Genomic DNA, 14,600 nt, shown 5'->3' with positions numbered 1-14,600 from the left:
AGAAATCGAGCTGTTCTCGCGGTCACCCACGTCGATACCGAAAGGCGCGGTCACCGCCGAAGCGCCCGGTAGCGTGTGGGCAGGGCGGTGATCCGCGCAGGCTCGGCGGCGCCGTTCAGCCCGGTGAGCAGATCGTCCGGGCACAGCTCGTAGTGGTCGCCCCACCATCGCCGCGCCTTGTTGTCCCAGATGCGATACCCGCCGGGCACGCCCCTCGCCACGTATCGCCGCTTCGCCAACCAGTCCTCCCCTGCGTATCGCCTCCAGCAACAAGAATCGCACTGGGCACAACCCCGTTTCCGGGCAAGCCAGCGCACGCCGCCGGCACTGGCGGCGAACTCTTGAACGTGAACGGCGCCACCCCCGCTGTGCCAATCTGCCGACCGGCCGCCGTGCCTCACCTCGCACCCCTGAGTCCGCCACCTAGTCCCTCAATCTGTTTTACGAGCGCGACCGGCTATCTGTCCGACAACGCGCAGTGTTTCTCCGTCAGGAGTACCGGTTGCCCCTCGCCGGCTTACGCACAGAGTCCGACGACGCGGTCGAGCACGGGCCCGAGCTCTTCGACGTCGTCCAGCTCGATGTACTCGGCGGCCGGCAATTCCCCGCCACAGCATGGGGACTGAGCCCTTCCTCCTATGCCGGGGGGAAGATCGGCGCGGCGCTGACACGAAGGCTGTGGCACGCGGCCGTGTCGTCAACAGTGGTCAAGCATGCTCGACCATTGTGGTGCGTTCTGGGACGGTGATCGTCAACCCGTACTGAGCTTGATCACGATCCAGTCGGTCGCATAAGTGCACCAGAACGAGACCAGCGGTGGCTTTTACTGATCCTGCTCTCGAGCGGCCTGGTCCCATGACCTCGCACCGCTGACCCACGCCTGCGCCAGCGGTACGACATGGTCCACGTCCACATCGGACGCTTCTGTCCACGTCTCGCCGTCGTACCGACTGCGCCAAGACCCGGTCACCGGGGTGCACTCGGCGTTGACCGTTACGCCCACGCCGTCACACTTCAGCAGCTCCTCACGGACATCGCAGCTACCGGACACGGCCTTCCAGTGCGGAAACTTCTTGTTCCGGTCATACCCGTCCAGAGTCCCGCGAACCGCGACCTGCAACGTCCCCAGCAGCCTCCGCGCCTCGGCCACGGGAATCCCAGGTGTCGCTCCAGCAATCGAGCTGCCCCCTGGATCCGCCGGTGTGGCGCGGAGTACAGCGCAAGCGACCGCCGAAGCAAGCAACACCACAGCGACCGTCATCCGCGTTATCCCCAGCCGGACAGCCCGCAACTCCCCGACCGCGCCACTTCCTTCCCGCCGACACGCAGTGTGCGCACCTATGGAAGCAGTAAACGGGAACCGCGACACTGACGTGACCGGCGAACAGCACAACTTTCCCGTGTACCTCAACGGCGTGGTGGCGATCCGTCACGCAACCGGCCTGGCCGCCCATCAGGAGCGGTTCCATACCGCAGCTGGACTTCGCCCCTGATACGAGGAATCCCAACCCAGTGTCAGCTCGGATGGCGCATGTTCGAGGCCCTGGCCGGTTTGGTCGTGTCGAGTGGAGGTGTGACGCTGGGATGCGCCGGTGGTTCAGGTGTGGAATCCGCCGTAGTGCCCGCCGAAGTCACTACCGTAGGTGCTGCTCGGTCCGTGTTTCGAGTGGTGATCGACCGCTGCCGATGTTCCGTGCGAACTTGGAGATTCCGCGAGGTAACGGGTGGCGGGGTCGGGTCTGCCGCTCTGCCAGGCGATTTGCGAGATGTTGTAATTGATGTTGGTGTGCCGCCGCGCGACATAGGCCCGATACAGCAGCTCGCCGTCCGGGTCGAACGTGTCGTACTCGTCCCACCGCTGGCAGATGAACAACAAGGCGGCGCGGTCCTCGGGGTGTTCGGGCAGGTAGCCCGCACCGACCACCGCGGTGGTGGCCTCGCCGTCTTCCATCAGTGCCCACGAGCACAGGCGTTCGCGTCCTGGTCCTGGCGGTAGCGCGCGCAGGTGCCGACGGCAGACCTTGGCCATCGTCGGGTCCTCGGACGCGCAGCCGAACAATAAATCGTCGATCGTGTGTGCGCTGGTTAGGTCGACCAGATCCGTACGTCCTTTGGCCACGGCCAGCCCGATGGTGTTCGGAGTCGGTACTACGTGCGGGTTTGCCAGTGCGATAGCGGTGATCGCCGCGTCCGGCAAGTAGTGACGCCCTCCAGGCAGGTCAGGTTTGAACGCGTCCACCAGCGCGGTCACCAGCATCGGAAGATCGGTCGCTGCCAAGTACTGGGCCGCCTCGGGGCGCTCAGGACGATCCCGGGCCAGGGACAACAAGGCGTTGACGACGTACTCACGGTCCCTGTCTCTGGCCTGACCGGTGTTCGAATCCGAGCCCAGGTAGCGATCGAGCCCATCAGGTGAGCTCCGAAACAACAGCGGTACCGAGACCGCCGACCACAGACGAGCCTCGCTGACCCGCAGGCACGCGTAGATCACCGTACCGGCTTTTTCCCGGTCCTCGCATACCGACTGCAGAGCGCTCAAAGCCCGCGCCGCTGCCAGTTCCGTCCCGTAGGCGGCTACGCGGATGAGCGCATTCACGGCAGCGGAGTTCACGCCGTTGTCGCATTCTCGGATTAGCCGCTTCACAGCGAATCGCGCGAGCCGATCCCGGAACAGCAGGCTCCGCCCTGCCGCCCACCGCACCCGGCGGTCCCTCACCCGCAACGACCTCATTCACCCAGTATCACCCGCCGTCGACACGTACCGCCAACACTCGCCGACCGCGTTCTGCCACACCAACCCGATGAGCTCAATACACCCTCGCAACGAGAGACTCACTCATCAGCATGTGCGGACGTTGCAGGACCGGAACAACCAATTCGCCGACGGACAGGCCGAGAAGGGCCTTACGCCCGAGGAGCACGCCAGCTGCACCGGCCACGCCGCCTACGCCGTGGACGACCTCGAGGAGACCGCGGCGGACATCGTGTACGTCTGCACGGATCCGGACGCTCACGGGCACGTCCGCCACGGCGGAGGACAGGTGGAGCCGGACCGCGCCTATAAGGCCGCGGAGGCCAAGCGTGCGGGCAAGAACAACGAGACCTGACGCAAGGCCAAGGAGGAGCGGCGGGCGTGGCTGGTGAAGCTCTTCACCGGGTAGGGCAGGCGCAAGGCCGTCCCCTGTTCGCCGTCCTCCGACAGGGTCGCCAAGCAGGCCAAGGGCCGCGAGCACAGGTACGCGATCTCTTCGTCTGTCAAAGCCATTAGGCAGGCGCTCTCGCAGGAAGTGCTGGCGAAGCTAGGACTCCTCGGCCCCGACGGCCACGCGCTCGCCGAGGGAGATCAGGAGACAGGCGTCGGCAATGCCTACGAAGGAGACGGCAGTGGACTGCCCGCCCTGGGCCGTTGGCATCGTTCGGCTCATGGCAATCCCGTGGCCGCCACCATTCTGCGCAAGACCGGCGATCAGTCTTCCATGTTGTTCGGGATCCTCCGATGGATCATCTTCGAACTCCAGTTCAAGACGATGCCCTTCCTCGCCAACATCGTCAGTGACAGCCGCAGCGTGTCCATCTCGTCCCTCTCCCTGTCGCCGGCCATCTCGGCGGTGACAGACCTGCGCGGAGGTTTGGTGACACCGGTCGCGCTCACGGGCATCATCGACTCCCTTAAGAAACAAGGGACACGAAGAGAAGAACAGCAACGTGCAGCAGGGAGTCCTGACCGTGGTGAACGGCGATCTGCGTCTTGGGCTGCTCCGCACAACGGTGTGGATGAAGTACAGAACAGGCAAGGGTTACCAGCAGCTCACTCAGCAGCTCACCGTCAGCCGGCTGTTCGGAAGCCTCGACTACGACAAGTGCATCCGTAACGCCGGTACGCTGCTGGAATGGGACGGACAGGACGTGGATGGCTGGGTGAGGGGCGCGTTCAGCAGTGCCTATCCCCCTAACACCAGCCCAGCCTGGAACGGCTGAGTCACTCCGGCGTCTCCACGCGGGCAGCCGGTGATCTCTGCGGAAAGTACCCACAGAGCGACGCCGATGATGTGCTTGGCTGCCCCTGTGCTGAAGAAACTCTGCGCCGCCACGGCGATCACCCTGCTGTCCCTCGCCATCACCACACCCGCACAAGCTGCGACGACCTATTACCAGCAGACGGTCACCGGATCCACGCTGGCCCAATGCAACGCGAACGGCTCCCAGCTCGCCCAGCAGAAACGCGCCGAAGGCCATCTCGTCACCTGGACTGGCTGCGGCCACCAGAACTTCGGCTACGTCGGCGTGGTCGCCTGGTCGAACTGATCCCCCTCAGCCGCCAAATCAGCGGAGCCGATCTGGCGGCTGACGCAGGGCGTCGAGGAGGCACGCCGCGGTCACTTCGTTCCGGACTCCGGTCAGCGGTGCACCAGGCGTCGGAGTCCGCGTAGCGTCGTCGCTATGTCCAAGGGACAGAAGTCCGCTCTACGGCGGCCCCGGAAACGATGACCTCGACGGCCAGAACGGCAACGACACCCTCATCGACACCGTCGGCAAAGTCGGCAACGACACCTGCACAGTCGACGGAGGCGACACCACGATCGCCTGCTGACGGCAGCTGACACAATCGCGTAACCCCTCTCGTCCTGCGGCGGGTCCAGTCCCTGCCCACCGCCCGACGGATGACACACCTACAGCGGCACGCCGTTCACGAACGGCGTGCCGCTGGGCGTCACCGGTTCCCCTTTCCGACGAGCTACCGGATAGTCGCCCCCCCCATTCGGTAGCCTGATCGACATCGAGCCTTGGCGACCAGCCGACTACGCCCGCATCCTGGAGTGGTTCCCGCCGGCAGACCTGGAGCTGTTCCGTGCCGGACTCTAACGACGACCTGATGGCCCACCTCGCCGGAGCCGCCGCTCCGACGGGCGGGTCGAACGACGACATCCTGGCGCAGCTCAACGCGGACCCGGAACCCGATCCGCTGGCCGATGTCGAGTACACCGGAGGACTCCCGTAAGGAACTCACAGCCCTACAGCAAGGGTTCCGCGACCGCGCGAAGCGCGAGGCCGAGAGGGTCCGGCTCGCCACGGACTCCAAGTTCTGGATCGCCGTCTGCTTCAAGACCCGAGAGGACAAGGAGAAGTTTCTCCGCAACGCGAAGCTGCTCGCCATCGGCGACAAGTACATGGACGGCTACGCCGTAGCCCAGGTGCTCGGCGTGCCGATGGAAGGCGAGTAGAGAAAGGAGGAAAGCACACATGCGTCGTTCGCTGGTCAACGTCAGCGGAGCCATGATCCGTGGCGCGGCCCGTCGTCTCGGCTTCCGCGCAGCGGGCGCGGCCGGTGGCCGCAGCTCCGCCACCTCAACTGACGTACCGAAGAGGAATGCCGCAAGATTTGCTAGGCGACATTCCTCTTCGGTGATGTTTCCTCAGGTCACAGCGTGACGCACGCGGCGGCCGTGCCACTGACCTGATCGCCGCAGGCAAGAGTACCCTTCGGGTATTTCTTGTTTATACTCTTCTTCCAGCTGAGAACACGCGTCGTACCACTCCAATGGTCGCGTGCAACAAAGATATTCGGGTACCGCTTGATGCCATCAGTGAACGAAACGGTGCCAGTGCTGACCAGGACGTTGTTGTCGCCAGCCTGGTAGTAGACATCGGCGGCAAAGCAAACTGTGCCGTTGCAGGTTGACTTGATTTGCGCATTGGCCGCCGGAGCAGCGGCGACCATGAGCCCACCTGCGGCAACAGTTGCGGCCATCAAAGATGCGATTCTACGTATCACGTTTAACCTCCAGTTGACAATGCCAAAGGGAGGCAGACGACTACCCCTGCCAGATGTTCATTCATTGCAGATCGGAAGTGATCATCACGCCGCCCCTCCCCCGTGTTATGCGAGTGTGGCACATGGCTTCGATGCGTCACATGCTCCTAATGGGTTAATCGCTGACGTAGTGCGTGAGCTGTGTAGATGTTTCGCAGATAGACGCGGCCGATCGTGGGAGAGGTGAGTGACCAGTGGGAACAGGCGGAGCGAAGCCGACAGCACTGAAGGTGCTGCACGGCGACCGCCCGGACCGGATTAACCAAGCCGAGCCGATCTCGCCCGAGCACGAGGTCACCGCGCCCGAGGACCTGTCCGACGACGCCCGCGCCGCCTGGGCTCGTCTCGCGCCCGGACTGCATGGGTCGCGCCCGGGGCGGAGCGCAGTTCGCCCAGAGCATCGCCCCGCGCCGGACCGGGGAGTACGCGGCTGGAATCCACGCCGAGGATGGCGGCCTTGGCGGACGACGACGGGATCGGCCGGTGGGGCTGGTCGTCGCGACCGCTGCGCCTTCGGCGGCCGTGGAGTGGGGAAACGACCACCAGAACCACCCGCACCACGTGTTGGCCCGCACGATCGACATTGTGGAGGCGGTCTGAGGTGAGCATGGTGCTGCCGCTGTTCCCCAACTCCGAGACCGTGTTCCTGGCGCCGCTCGACCCGCTCGCGCCGACTGTAACCGCAACCCCGGCTGACCTGGTCCCACACTGATCCGGGTGCAGCGAGTCGGCGGCTCGGACGACGGGATCACCGACTACCCACGCATGGAGATCGCCTGCTACGACAAGGACCGCGCGCAGGCGTGGCAGCTCGCCGAGCAGTGCCGCCAGCTCGTGCTCGGCAGCGTCAAGACCCGTGTCGGCGGCGTGCTCGTCGACAACGCGCGCACGGACAACCCACCCACACAGGTGCCGTATTCGACATCCGAGAACGTTCGGCGCGTCCAAAGCTTTTATCGCATGACATGGCGAAGGACGAGATCGAAGATCAATAACTAAGGTCGATCGGATCTATCTCACTGTTTCCTTCTCTTATCGCCACGCGCGGTATGGCATTGGATCGAACAGTTTTGCCATTCCCCAGGTTGACCTAGGCGCACACTGAGATAAGTTCGCCTGGATTTTCTCTGACTGGAAGCTGCTTTTCCGCTTCACTTAGCGTCAGCATAAAGTGTTTTTGCGACCCGATTTCCAGTCGTACTCCTCGGGTCTTTGAAAAGGGCACTCCGGCAGCCGCGCGAAAGTTGGCATGCCCCAGGGTAAGGAAAACGGAAGACCGAGGTCACCAACCTGACGCTCGGCCACGGCTACACCCTCGATCCCGAGGACACCGACGACGCGGAGCAGCCGCCCGCCCGTCCCCGTTCCCGGCGCACCACCCCGCCTGCCACCGCCGAGCACGCGGACACCCGACCGTTGCAGGAGAGACCACCGACTGAGCAAGACCTACAAGGCACGGTGCTGCGGCGGATCGCGCAACTGGACCCGGTGAAGACAACGACAGCGCGGGAAGGCACCGACGCGGCCCGGTCGCGGCGGTCGGCCGACGGGACACCGCCGGAGATCGCCGGGCTCCTGGAGCAGGCGCAGATCGACCACACCCCGGTGGACGTGATCGTGGTCGACGAGCGGCACCGGCTGCCGATCGGCCGCCTGTACCTGACCGCGGAACGGGCCGAATTCGGCGGGTTCGGGCAAGCCGAGGATCGAGACCAGGAAGCCCGCCGTGGCGGTGCGGTCGGTGGCGTTGATGATCGTGTGATTCAGCTGCACTGTCATGAAAACGACCGTAAAACTTCAGAGATACTGGAAGTCAACCGGCTGTCACCCCTTCGGCCCTGTCCGTAATACCGCGAGCCGGAGGGCCTCGGATCTACCGGAGCCTGGCCGGGGAGACTCGGTTGTACTTGAATTTCGGGTCGCGCAGCAGCATGGAGAATCCGAATCGCTACGCGAACCTGTTCTACAAGAACGTCCTCATCGACTGAGGCCACGAGCCCGCAGGCGTTCGAATTTAAAGTACGTTTGGCGCCCCATTACTTTCGGTTTGGGCGGCTTGGTCGTTTGAGGTGATCTTTTTTCGAAGTCCGTGAACAACGAGTGCCCCGGACCTACCCTGAATCGATCGCCTCATTCGAAAACCGGGGGTTTGTCGATGCAAGGGAACCAGATCCGCTTCCAAGGGGTTGTCTGGACATTCGGAGAGCGCGAATTCGCGACGCTGCTCATGGACGGGCACTCGGTAAGCGAGGGAAACCGTGTGCCCGACGCCTTGTTGCGTGCGTCGCAAAGCCGCGGGCTGCCGTTGACGACGGATATCCGGCGCGTTCCCCTGAAGCCCGTCCCCGGCTGGCAGATCGAGGTGACGTTCGAGGAGTCCGCTCTTGGCCCGCGGCCGCGCCTCACCGTCCGCTGGCCACATGTTCGCCCCCTCGTCAGCCACGCCGGCGTCGACCTTCCTCAACGGTGGCAGGAACTCGCGGTCACCCAACGGGTCGGGCTGTTGCTGGTCGGTTGTGACCTCGTCACCGACAACGCACCAGCCCGCGACGGCGATCTGCCCAGCCGGATCGCGCGGCTCGCGGTTTCCGGAGCGCTGACCGCCGGGGTCGTCGCATTCCGCTCCGGAAACCGCGTCCGGCCGCAAACCTACGTCATTCACCAAGACCGGAGAAAGACGCGCATCTTCTTGCGGTGACGACGTGGGCCCGCGGGGACACCACCCTCAGTTCGTGTGCGAGATTTCGATGTAGTGCTTGCCGTTCATGGGAATGCATTCGAGACCGTCCACGGTTGGGTCAGGCGGCAGTTCCCGCAAGGCGTGGACGCACTCATCGGGGGTGTTATACGGACCTTTGTACTCCACATGACCGGCGAACGCCGTGCCGCTAATGAGCAGACAAGCCTCAGCTACCACGATCGTGGCGACCTCGATGGGACTCAACCGGGCCCGCGTCCCGTGGCAACCCGGACCCGTGTTCACGGAGCTGTCCGCCGCCCCTAGCAGGCAGCCGTGGAGCAAATCTCGCTTCAGCGCGTGCAGCGACTCGCCCTTGTTCAGCTGCCGCGAGATCTTGCGCCAGTAGGCCGGATCGGCCAGGTAGCTACCGCTACCTCAGCTTGCAGTCACACAGCGGCCGGGACGCGGTCGCCGACGTCAAGACCGTCATTGCGCGGCAACTCACCCTGCTGTTCGAGCACTGCCTGACGCTGTTCGACATGGACACACGAATCGCCGAAACCATCGCGTTCGGCGTTGTAGGCCTGGTCGATTCCTGCATGCACCGCGCAATGGCTCGAAACCCGGCACCGGGTTCCCCGAGCCGAACTCACCGCACTCCTCACTCGGTGGATATGGCGCTTACTCGACGACACCCTCCGCGCCGGCGGTGTCGAACTCGATCCCCACATCACACTGCCGCCGCCCCCGCCGCTACCTGCGCTCCAACTCGCCTGAATCGGTGCCGCAAGAGTATGGATGTACCCGCAGGGATTTCAGCTCGCAAGGAGCGTCACATACCTCTGAGGGGTAGCCGAGCGACCAACCGCGCACCAGTAGCTCCATCCTCTGCCCGGAGCGATCCGCCATGCCGGACTGCGATGTCCCTGGCCAGCGTGAGACCGAGGCCCGTACCACCCGCGTCCCGCGCGCGAGCGTCGTCGAGCCGGGCGAACCGGTCGAAGACGCGCTCGCGATCGGCTGGGGGGATTCCGGGGCCGTCGTCGATCACTTCGAGGACCGCCTCCCCCGCCTCACTCCGGAGCCGGACGGTGACGGACGACCGCGCGTGCCGGACGGCGTTGTCGAGCAGGTTCCGCAGCAGCCGTTCCAGCTGGACGGGCTCACCCGCCACCGGCGCCGGTCCGTCCACATCGGACACGATTTCGGGGCCGGGTTCGAGCGCGCGTTCGGCTATCTGCTCCCCCACCACGTCGGCGAGGTCGACGGCGTCTTCCGGGATCTCGGCTGGGTCGACGGCCAGCTGCAAGAGGTCCGCCGTGATGCGCTGGAGCCGCTGGACGTCGAGCAGCAAACGGCGCGCGACGGCGGGCCAATCGGCGCGATCGGCGTGGGTGAGCGCGACCTCCAGTCCGGCGCGGAGGCTCGCGAGCGGGCTGCGCAGTTCGTGGCTGGCGTCCGCGACGAACCGTTCCTGCTGCTCGTAGGCCCGCTGCAACCTGTCGAGGGTGGCGTTCGTGGTGGTCGCCAGCCGGGCGACCTCGTCACGGGACGGAGGTACCGGCACCCGGCGGTCGAGCCCGCTCCCGCTGACCTCGGCCAGCTCCCGGCGGATCGCCTCCACCGGCCGCAGCGCCCGCCCCGCCGCGAGCCACGCGGCCAGCGCGGTGACCAGCACCGCGAGCGGGACGAAGAAGACCAGGGTGTCGTCGAAGGTCCCCAACGTCCGGAGCGTCTCCCACGGAGACACGAACAGGTAGACGGTGAAACGGTGCCCGCCGCGGTCGGTCACCTTGCCCACCACGGTGTATTCGCGGTATTCACGCCAGTGTGGATGGTCGCCGGGTTTCAGGGTGGCCTTCGTGGTGACCGTCCAGTCCGCGGGTGCCCCGGCGGGCGCGGGCGGCAACGGCGTCCACGCGGGATCCCAGCGGTGCAGGTTCTCGCTGGCCGCCACCTCCCGCCCCGAAGCGTCGACCACCTCGAAAAGCGCGTCACCGTAGAGCTGCGGCGGTTGCCCGGCACGGTAGGCGTCGGCGAGGCTCTCCAGCTGGACTCGTGTGGCGGCCACGGCACTGTTCGACAGTTGCCCGCTCAGCAGCTCGCGGGTGCCCAGCCAGCCGAGGGTGAACACGACCGCGCAGAGCAGCGCCGCCGAGAGCGCGGTGCCGCGGCGTACCGACGAGGGCCACCATCCGCTCACCCGTCCTCCAGCCGGTAGCCCGCGCCGCGCACGGTCGCGATGGTGCGCCGCCCGAACGGCGCGTCCAGTTTGCGCCGCAGCGCACTGACGTAGACCTCGACGATGTTGGGGTCGCCCCGGTACGCCAGGTCCCAGACCCCCTCGAGGATCTCCCGTTTCGTCACCAGTTGCCCGCCGTGCCGAAGAAGGCATTCGAGGACCGCGAACTCTTTGGTGGTCAACGAAACCGGCGTCCCGGCGCGGCGGCACGTCCGCTTCGCCGGGTCGAGCACCAGATCCCCGAACTCCAGCACGCCCGCCGATCCAGACGCACCCCGCCGGAGGAGTGCCCTCAGCCGGGCGGTGAGCACGACGTAGGAGAACGGCTTGCTCAGGTAGTCGTCGGCGCCGGTGTCGAGCGCCTCGGCTTCGTCGTACTCGCCGTTCTTCGCCGTCAGCATGAGAATCGGCGTGGTCACTCCGCGTTCGCGAAGCGCCGCGCAGACCCGGTAGCCGTTGAGCTTCGGCAGCATGATGTCCAGGATGATCACCTGATACGGGTACAGTTGCGCGAGTTCGAGCCCTTCCAGGCCGTCGTGGGCGAGGTCGACCGCGTAGCCGTCGGCCTCGAGCCCCCATTGGAGTGTCTCGGCCAACCGCATTTCGTCTTCCACCACGAGCACGCGCATGACTCGATCTTCGCAGATCACCGCTGGGGTTCCTGAAGCATTCTTCAGGTTGCTTCAGGAACCGTTCAGGTGCCTCCGGCCATGATCGCGGCATGAACACAATAGACGGTCCGGCCGTGGGTGCGGTGGACTTGGTGAAGGTCTACGGCCGAGGCGACACAGCGGTGCGCGCGCTGGACCACGTGTCACTGGATTTCCCGCGCGGGCGATTCACCGCGATCATGGGCCCCTCGGGGTCGGGCAAATCGACCCTCATGCACTGCCTCGCCGGTCTGGACACCGTCGACACCGGCCGGGTCCACATCGGACGGATCGAGCTCACCGGCCTGTCCGACGCCGAGCTGACCAGGCTGCGCCGTAGCAGGGTCGGATTCGTGTTCCAGTCGTTCAACCTCCTGCCGACCATGACCGCCGAGGAGAACATCCTGCTCGGGCTCCGGCTCGCGGGCCGCCGCCCGGATCCGGCGTGGTTCGACACCCTCGTCGGCACCTTGGGGCTTCGGCAGCGCCTGCGGCACAAACCGGGTGAACTCTCCGGCGGACAGCAGCAGCGGGTGGCGTGCGCCCGCGCGCTCGTCGGCAGGCCGAACGTCGTGTTCGCCGACGAACCCACCGGCAGCCTGGATTCACGGTCCAGTGCCGAGGTGCTCGACTTCCTGCGCACCTCGGTCCGCGAACTCGGCCAGACGGTGGTGATGGTGACCCACGATCCGGTGGCGGCCTCCTACACCGACCGCCGGGTGCTGCTGGCCGACGGCCGGATCGCCGAGCTCACCGAACCGGGGGCGTGATGCTGCGAACCGTGCTCGCCGGGCTCAAGGCCCGGCCGCTGCGGCTGCTGCTGTCGGCCGTCGCCGTCACCCTCGGCGTGACCTTCGTGTCCGGGTCGTTCGTGCTCACCGACGCCGTCGGCGCCGGACTGCGGGACGCCGTCGCCTTCGAAACACGCGATGTGGACGCGTCGATCAGGGCCAACCGCGGCACCACCCTCGACGACACGACGCTGATGAAGGTCCGGCAGATGCCGGGGGTCGCCGCCGCGGAAGGCAGGGCCACGGTCAGCGCGCCGGTGTACGGTCCCGACGGGCGTCCCCGAGACGTCGCGGCGACCGCGTTGAGCACCGATGAGGGATTACGCCCATACGACCTAGCGGAAGGCCGTTTTCCGCAAGGCTCCGGGGAAATCGCGATGGAACGGAACAGTGCCGAGGGCTTCACACTGGGCACGACCGTGACCGTGCTGGACGAGACCGGCGGCCGTCACCCACTGACGCTGGTCGGCACGTTCAGCCGCCCGACCGACGCCGGTCTCGGCGGAGCGAACCTGGTGGTGTCACAGGAAACCCTGCGACGACTGAGCCCGGCGACGACGTTCGGTGAGATCGTCGTGCGCGCCGCACCCGGCGTCGGCCAGGCCCGGCTGGCCGCGGACCTGAAGAAGGCACTGGGTGTTCCCGCGATCACCGGGAGGGAGGCCGCCGCCCGGCTGCTCGCCGAGACCGCGCCGAACACCACCGGTCTGGCGAAGTTCTTCACCGGCTTCGCGGTCCTCGCCATGGTCGTGGCCGCGATGGTAATCACCAACTCCTTCACCATCCTCGTGACCCAACGGGCCCGCGAGCTGGCGCTGCTGCGCTGTGTCGGTGCCGGGAAACGGCAGATCTTCGGCAGTGTGCTGGCCGAGGCGGCGGTGGTGGGCGCGGTCGCGTCCGTGGCCGGGCTGTTCGGCGGTCTGGGTGTCGCCGCCGCGTTGCAGGCCGTCGCCGGTCAGGAGACCGTCTACGTCCCGTTGACCGCGCGGACGATGGCCGCCGCGTCGGCCATCGGCATCCTGGTGACCGCGCTCGCGGCGGCGATCCCGGCATGGGCGGCGACACGGGTCGCCCCGGTCGAAGCGCTTCGGAGTCCGGCCGGAGTCACCCGCGCCGGTCGGCTGCGGGTGATCGTGGTGGTTCTCCTGCTCGCCGCCGCCGTCGGTTCGGGCACACTGGCCCTTCGGTCCTCAGTGGACGATGGTGCCGGGTTCGCCATGGTGGCGATGGTCGCGCTGCTCGGCGCGACTTTGGCCGCCGGGCCGCTGATCGTGGGACCGGCCGTCCGGACGCTCGGCAGGCTCGTGCCGGGGCGGGCAGCCGAACTGGGCGCGCTCAACGCCGGCCGCGACCCGAAACGCACCGCCGCCAGCGCCGCCGCGCTCACCATCGGCCTCGCCGTCGTCGCACTCGCGACCACCGTGGCGGCAGGGGTTGAAGTGGGCCGGAGCCGGGGACTGGACGAGCAGCTCGCCGCCGATTTCACCGTCACCTCGGTGATCATGATGCGGCCCCTCCCCGCCACGCTCGCGGACACCCTCGCGGCGGTGCCCGGCGTGACCGCCACCGCGACCCGCCGGTCGTTCTCGGGCGACCTCGGCGAGTACGGGAGTTTCCAGCTGACCGCCATCAGCGGAGAACTCCTACACCCCACAGTGCGTTCCGGCAGTCTCGACCGGCTCGGCCCCGGCGAGATCGCCATCAGCAAGGACCTCGCCGGTCAGACCGGGCTCGCCGTCGGCGACACCGTGCGTTCCCTGCGCGTGGTGGCGGTCTACGACGCAGTGGACGCGCCGGGAGTCGATCTGGGATTCGCGCTGGTCGACGTCACGGAGCAGCGGAGGCTCGACCTGACCGGGGAGAGCTACGACGGGAGCGTGCTCGTCAAGGTCACCGATCCCGATGGGACGCGACCCGCGCTGGAGCACGCGCTCTCCGCCACACCACTCGCGACACTGAACAGCGTCGACGAGATCAAGGAACAGGAAGCCACGCCCCTGCAGGACACCCTGAACCTCATGTGGGCACTGACCGCGCTGGCGGTGCTGATCGCCTTCGCCGGGATCGCGAACACACTTTCGCTGTCCGTACTGGAGCGGACACGGGAATCGGCGCTCTTGCGCGCGCTCGGCCTCACCCGCGGCGGGCTCGGCGCCGCGCTGACCGCCGAGTCGGTCTTCGTCACGGTCCTCGGTGCCGCTTGCGGACTGTCGGTCGGGATCGCGTCCGCATGGCTGATCACGGAAGTAGCCTTAGGCAGCGGTGAGGCGATCGCGTTCGCGCCGCCCTGGGGACGGCTGGGTGTCTTGGTGGCGGCAGCCCTCGTCGCGGCCCCTCTTGCGGCCTTGGTTCCGGCGCGGCGGGCGGGGCGGGGTTCGATCGTGGCGGGGCTTTCTCCGGAGTGACGTTGGGGCGCGCAGGTCAC

The 14,600-nt window shown here is 66.7% G+C and carries 19 protein-coding genes; 10 read left to right on the top strand and 9 right to left on the bottom strand.

Annotated elements, in window-relative coordinates:
* Window positions 1–50 precede the first annotated feature (50 nt).
* The 3 genes from AB0M65_RS07110 to AB0M65_RS07100 form a co-directional block, all read right to left on the bottom strand.
* Window positions 51–239, bottom strand: coding sequence for a hypothetical protein (locus AB0M65_RS07110; RefSeq protein ID WP_364022739.1), 189 nt, complete (start codon window positions 237–239; stop codon window positions 51–53).
* Window positions 240–823: 584 nt separating this feature from the next.
* A complete protein-coding gene (locus AB0M65_RS07105; RefSeq protein WP_364022736.1) occupies window positions 824–1,150 on the bottom strand; it encodes a hypothetical protein in 327 nt (108 codons plus the stop codon).
* 447 nt (window positions 1,151–1,597) lie between these two features.
* Window positions 1,598–2,644, bottom strand: a complete 1,047-nt coding sequence (locus tag AB0M65_RS07100) for a hypothetical protein (protein ID WP_364022734.1) — start codon at window positions 2,642–2,644, stop codon at window positions 1,598–1,600.
* Window positions 2,645–2,846: 202 nt separating this feature from the next.
* On the opposite strand from AB0M65_RS07100, the gene AB0M65_RS07095 reads away from it, so the two are divergent.
* The gene (locus AB0M65_RS07095; protein ID WP_364022732.1) at window positions 2,847–3,107 is read left to right on the top strand and encodes a hypothetical protein; all 261 of its coding nucleotides are present in this window, start codon (window positions 2,847–2,849) and stop codon (window positions 3,105–3,107) included.
* Window positions 3,108–3,466: 359 nt separating this feature from the next.
* On the opposite strand, the gene AB0M65_RS07090 is transcribed toward AB0M65_RS07095, so the two are convergent.
* On the bottom strand, window positions 3,467–3,652 hold the full coding sequence (locus AB0M65_RS07090) for a hypothetical protein (RefSeq protein ID WP_364022730.1): 186 nt from the start codon (window positions 3,650–3,652) through the stop codon (window positions 3,467–3,469).
* A 74-nt stretch (window positions 3,653–3,726) separates the two neighbouring features.
* Here AB0M65_RS07090 and AB0M65_RS07085 point away from each other — a divergent pair, with 74 nt between their 5' ends.
* From AB0M65_RS07085 to AB0M65_RS07070, 4 genes are all read left to right on the top strand, one after another.
* Window positions 3,727–3,978 carry a hypothetical protein gene (locus AB0M65_RS07085; RefSeq protein WP_364022729.1) on the top strand — a complete coding sequence of 84 codons (252 nt, stop codon included), beginning with the start codon at window positions 3,727–3,729 and terminating at the stop codon, window positions 3,976–3,978.
* Between the two features lie 87 nt (window positions 3,979–4,065).
* Entirely contained in the window at window positions 4,066–4,305 is a 240-nt protein-coding gene (locus AB0M65_RS07080) for a hypothetical protein (RefSeq protein WP_364022727.1), read from the top strand.
* A gap of 544 nt (window positions 4,306–4,849) precedes the next feature.
* Entirely contained in the window at window positions 4,850–4,999 is a 150-nt protein-coding gene (locus tag AB0M65_RS07075; protein WP_364022725.1) for a hypothetical protein, read from the top strand.
* A complete protein-coding gene (locus AB0M65_RS07070) occupies window positions 4,971–5,222 on the top strand; it encodes a hypothetical protein (protein WP_364022724.1) in 252 nt (83 codons plus the stop codon). Before AB0M65_RS07075 ends, AB0M65_RS07070 begins: the two co-directional genes overlap by 29 nt.
* 197 nt (window positions 5,223–5,419) lie before the next feature.
* On the opposite strand, the gene AB0M65_RS07065 is transcribed toward AB0M65_RS07070, so the two are convergent.
* Complete coding sequence (locus tag AB0M65_RS07065) at window positions 5,420–5,719, bottom strand: hypothetical protein (protein WP_364022721.1); 300 nt, start codon at window positions 5,717–5,719, stop codon at window positions 5,420–5,422.
* A gap of 453 nt (window positions 5,720–6,172) precedes the next feature.
* Here AB0M65_RS07065 and AB0M65_RS07060 point away from each other — a divergent pair, with 453 nt between their 5' ends.
* Window positions 6,173–6,412, top strand: coding sequence for a hypothetical protein (locus AB0M65_RS07060; protein WP_364022718.1), 240 nt, complete (start codon window positions 6,173–6,175; stop codon window positions 6,410–6,412).
* Between the two features lie 117 nt (window positions 6,413–6,529).
* Complete coding sequence (locus AB0M65_RS07055) at window positions 6,530–6,811, top strand: hypothetical protein (RefSeq protein WP_364022715.1); 282 nt, start codon at window positions 6,530–6,532, stop codon at window positions 6,809–6,811.
* 447 nt (window positions 6,812–7,258) lie between these two features.
* On the opposite strand, the gene AB0M65_RS07050 is transcribed toward AB0M65_RS07055, so the two are convergent.
* A complete protein-coding gene (locus AB0M65_RS07050; RefSeq protein ID WP_364022712.1) occupies window positions 7,259–7,591 on the bottom strand; it encodes a hypothetical protein in 333 nt (110 codons plus the stop codon).
* 376 nt (window positions 7,592–7,967) lie between these two features.
* Between AB0M65_RS07050 and AB0M65_RS07045 the strand changes: the two genes are divergently transcribed.
* Entirely contained in the window at window positions 7,968–8,510 is a 543-nt protein-coding gene (locus AB0M65_RS07045) for a hypothetical protein (RefSeq protein WP_364022709.1), read from the top strand.
* Between the two features lie 428 nt (window positions 8,511–8,938).
* On the opposite strand, the gene AB0M65_RS07040 is transcribed toward AB0M65_RS07045, so the two are convergent.
* The 3 genes from AB0M65_RS07040 to AB0M65_RS07030 form a co-directional block, all read right to left on the bottom strand.
* Window positions 8,939–9,097: a hypothetical protein gene (locus AB0M65_RS07040; RefSeq protein ID WP_364022706.1), complete on the bottom strand. Its 159-nt coding sequence runs from the start codon at window positions 9,095–9,097 to the stop codon at window positions 8,939–8,941.
* A 227-nt stretch (window positions 9,098–9,324) separates the two neighbouring features.
* Complete coding sequence (locus tag AB0M65_RS07035) at window positions 9,325–10,695, bottom strand: ATP-binding protein (protein WP_364022703.1); 1,371 nt, start codon at window positions 10,693–10,695, stop codon at window positions 9,325–9,327.
* Complete coding sequence (locus AB0M65_RS07030) at window positions 10,692–11,363, bottom strand: response regulator transcription factor (RefSeq protein ID WP_364022700.1); 672 nt, start codon at window positions 11,361–11,363, stop codon at window positions 10,692–10,694. Before AB0M65_RS07030 ends, AB0M65_RS07035 begins: the two co-directional genes overlap by 4 nt.
* 92 nt (window positions 11,364–11,455) lie before the next feature.
* Between AB0M65_RS07030 and AB0M65_RS07025 the strand changes: the two genes are divergently transcribed.
* Window positions 11,456–12,154: an ABC transporter ATP-binding protein gene (locus AB0M65_RS07025; RefSeq protein ID WP_364022697.1), complete on the top strand. Its 699-nt coding sequence runs from the start codon at window positions 11,456–11,458 to the stop codon at window positions 12,152–12,154.
* Window positions 12,154–14,580 (top strand): FtsX-like permease family protein, encoded by a 2,427-nt coding sequence (locus AB0M65_RS07020; RefSeq protein ID WP_364022694.1) that lies wholly within the window; start codon window positions 12,154–12,156, stop codon window positions 14,578–14,580. Before AB0M65_RS07025 ends, AB0M65_RS07020 begins: the two co-directional genes overlap by 1 nt.
* The last annotated feature ends 20 nt before the right edge of the window (window positions 14,581–14,600 follow it).

This window comes from Amycolatopsis sp. NPDC051071, from assembly GCF_040682875.1.
GTDB lineage: Bacteria > Actinomycetota > Actinomycetes > Mycobacteriales > Pseudonocardiaceae > Amycolatopsis.
The sequence above is the reverse complement of the archived record's forward strand: the minus strand, read 5'-3'. Positions and strand labels throughout refer to the sequence as shown.

Coding starts and splice junctions, on each gene's coding strand:
- AB0M65_RS07025 (WP_364022697.1), top strand. CDS start 11,456: ATGAACACAATAGACGGTCCGGCCGTGGGTGCGGTGGACTTGGTGAAG.
- AB0M65_RS07050 (WP_364022712.1), bottom strand. CDS start 7,591: ATGACAGTGCAGCTGAATCACACGATCATCAACGCCACCGACCGCACC.
- AB0M65_RS07060 (WP_364022718.1), top strand. CDS start 6,173: ATGGGTCGCGCCCGGGGCGGAGCGCAGTTCGCCCAGAGCATCGCCCCG.
- AB0M65_RS07030 (WP_364022700.1), bottom strand. CDS start 11,363: ATGCGCGTGCTCGTGGTGGAAGACGAAATGCGGTTGGCCGAGACACTC.
- AB0M65_RS07045 (WP_364022709.1), top strand. CDS start 7,968: ATGCAAGGGAACCAGATCCGCTTCCAAGGGGTTGTCTGGACATTCGGA.
- AB0M65_RS07020 (WP_364022694.1), top strand. CDS start 12,154: ATGCTGCGAACCGTGCTCGCCGGGCTCAAGGCCCGGCCGCTGCGGCTG.
- AB0M65_RS07065 (WP_364022721.1), bottom strand. CDS start 5,719: ATGGTCGCCGCTGCTCCGGCGGCCAATGCGCAAATCAAGTCAACCTGC.
- AB0M65_RS07070 (WP_364022724.1), top strand. CDS start 4,971: ATGTCGAGTACACCGGAGGACTCCCGTAAGGAACTCACAGCCCTACAG.